We start from the raw sequence: 2,566 nt of genomic DNA, 5'->3' as shown, positions 1-2,566 counted from the left end.
CCCGGCTGCTCGACCGCCGCGACCACGCTGGCGAGCAGGCTCTCGAATGCCGCCCCGCCCTCGATCAGCTCCGCTTTGGGGAACCGCCCTGCAAGGTCATCGCGCCCTTCGTCGAAGGAAAGGCGGCAGACCCCCTTCTCCGTCGCCGCAACCAGCATCCGTCCGAGACTGGTCGGCACCACGGCCCAATGGATCGTGACTCCTTTTCCCCCATTGCGCCAGGCCGAAGGCACCATGCCCAGCCTGCCCTCGCTAGCCTCGTAGAACCGCGAACTTGCGCCGAACCCGGCCTCGTAGATCGCCTCGGTCACGCTTGCGCCGTCACTCATCGCGTTCGCCGCCCGCTCGACACGCCTTGCCCTGAGATATTCCGACGGCGAGAGCCCCACCGAGCGCTTGAACACGCGCTGGAAATGCGTCGGGCTATAGCCGACCGCCTCGGCCAGCTCGGTCAGACCCGGCGCTTTCTCCTCGTCCCCATCCAGAACCCGCAGCGCAGCCGCCACCGCTTCCTCGTCGCGCGATACGTCGTTGGGTCGGCACCGCAGACATGCCCTCAGGCCGAACCGCTCCGCCGCGCCGGCATCGGCGAAGAAGCGCACGTTCTCGCGCCGGGGATGCCGCGCCGAGCAGGACGGACGGCAATAGATCCCCGTCGTCAGCACGCCCGTAACGAAGCACCCGTCGAAGGTGCGGTCTCGCGCCTCGACGGCCTGCCAGGCGCGGTCGTCGCTCACACCGCTCTCGCTCCTGCTCATCTGGCTCCTCCGCCAATCTTCTTCCGGCCCGCCTTCTTCCGGCATGCTCCCGATCGCCTCACCGCCGTATATCGCATCGGCGGTATATGGCGATCCCAAGGCATCGTCGATTCGATACGTCATGGCAAACTCCGCTCCATCGTTTGTCACGACCTTAGCAACCGCCGCCCAAGCGATACTTCCCGCCCCTTGCTTTTAAAGCGCTTTCCCGCTCGTTGTCCCCAGCCAGCCTCCCACAGCTTGCATCATGACACTATCGTCGCTATGCGCGCCCCGTCTGCGGGCCGGGGGGCACGTCATTGTCGTGCGCCCCAAAGTGTCCCAGCCCACCCGATGTAAGGATAGGACACGCGTGGAGAATTCCGGCGGCATCAAGGCCAGCTTGCAAGGACGCTACGCTTCGGCGCTGTTTGATCTTGCCAGCGAGAACGGCACCGTAACGACGGTCGAATCCGACCTCGAGAAGATCGGCCTCGCTGTCCGCGAAAGCGGCGATCTGGCAGAGCTGATTCGCAACCCAGAAGTCAGCCGCAAGGCTGCCGGCAAGGCCATCGAAGCCGTTGCCGACGTGCTTGGCCTCGCGCCGCTGACGAAGAATTTCCTGGGCGTGCTCGCGGCCAACCGCCGCCTCTTCGCCCTGCCCGATATCATTCGCGCCTTCGCCTCGATCGCCGCCGCGCAGCGCGGTGAATCGACCGCCGAGGTCACTTCGGCGCACGCGCTGACCGACCAGCAGGTCGAGGAACTGCGCCAGAAGCTGGAACTGCGCGAGGGTCGCAAGGTCAAGGTCAAGACCAGCGTCGATCCCGACCTGCTCGGCGGCCTCGTCGTCACCATCGGGTCCAAGCGTATCGACAGCTCGATCCGCACTCGTCTCAATTCGCTCGCCCAGGCCATGAAGGGCTAAGAAAGGCAGAACAATGGATATCCGCGCAGCAGAAATCTCGAAGGTCATCAAGGACCAGATCGCCAGCTTCGGCACCGAAGCCCAGGTTTCCGAAGTCGGCTCGGTTCTGTCGGTCGGTGACGGCATCGCCCGCATCCACGGCCTCGACAAGGTCCAGGCCGGCGAAATGGTCGAGTTCGCCAACGGCGTTCAGGGCATGGCGCTCAACCTCGAAGCCGACAACGTCGGCGTCGTGATCTTCGGCTCGGACGCCGAGATCAAGGAAGGCGACAGCGTCAAGCGCACCAACACCATCGTCGACGTTCCCGTCGGCAAGGGCCTGCTGGGCCGCGTGGTGGACGCTCTCGGCAACCCGATCGACGGCAAGGGCCCGATCGTCGCCGAGAAGCGCGCCCGCGTCGAAGCCAAGGCGCCCGGCATCATCCCGCGCAAGTCGGTGCACGAACCCGTTCAGACCGGCCTCAAGGCGATCGACGCGCTCGTTCCCGTGGGCCGCGGCCAGCGCGAACTGATCATCGGTGACCGCCAGACCGGCAAGACCGCCGTCGCCATCGACACCTTCATCAACCAGAAGGAAGCCAACGCGGGCGACGACGAGAGCAAGAAGCTCTACTGCATCTACGTCGCCGTCGGCCAGAAGCGCTCGACCGTCGCGCAGATCGTTCGCCAGCTCGAAGAAAACGGCGCGATGGAATACTCCATCGTCATCGCCGCGACCGCTTCGGAGCCCGCGCCGCTGCAGTACCTCGCGCCCTACACCGGCGCCGCGATGGGCGAGTTCTTCCGCGACAACGGCATGCACGCCGTGATCGTCTACGACGACCTTTCCAAGCAGGCCGTCGCCTACCGCCAGATGTCGCTGCTGCTGCGTCGTCCTCCGGGCCGCGAAGCCTATCCGGGC

Annotated in this window: 2 protein-coding genes and 1 pseudogene; 2 read left to right on the top strand and 1 reads right to left on the bottom strand. The window is 65.7% G+C overall.

Annotated elements, in window-relative coordinates:
- Positions 1–758: Ada metal-binding domain-containing protein (locus RT424_RS24320; RefSeq protein WP_313443460.1), on the bottom strand; the 758-nt coding region annotated here is incomplete at its 3' end.
- A gap of 352 nt (positions 759–1,110) precedes the next feature.
- On the opposite strand from RT424_RS24320, the gene RT424_RS24315 reads away from it, so the two are divergent.
- Together RT424_RS24315 and RT424_RS24310 are read left to right on the top strand one after the other, a co-directional pair.
- Positions 1,111–1,665, top strand: coding sequence for a F0F1 ATP synthase subunit delta (locus RT424_RS24315; protein WP_313443458.1), 555 nt, complete (start codon positions 1,111–1,113; stop codon positions 1,663–1,665).
- A gap of 13 nt (positions 1,666–1,678) precedes the next feature.
- A pseudogene (locus tag RT424_RS24310) lies at positions 1,679–2,566 on the top strand (F0F1 ATP synthase subunit alpha); the annotation flags it as partial.

Origin of the sequence: Novosphingobium sp. (assembly GCF_032093395.1) — a bacterium.
Taxonomy (GTDB): domain Bacteria; phylum Pseudomonadota; class Alphaproteobacteria; order Sphingomonadales; family Sphingomonadaceae; genus Novosphingobium.
Note: the sequence above shows the minus strand (reverse complement) of the source record. Positions and strands in the feature narration are given on the sequence as shown.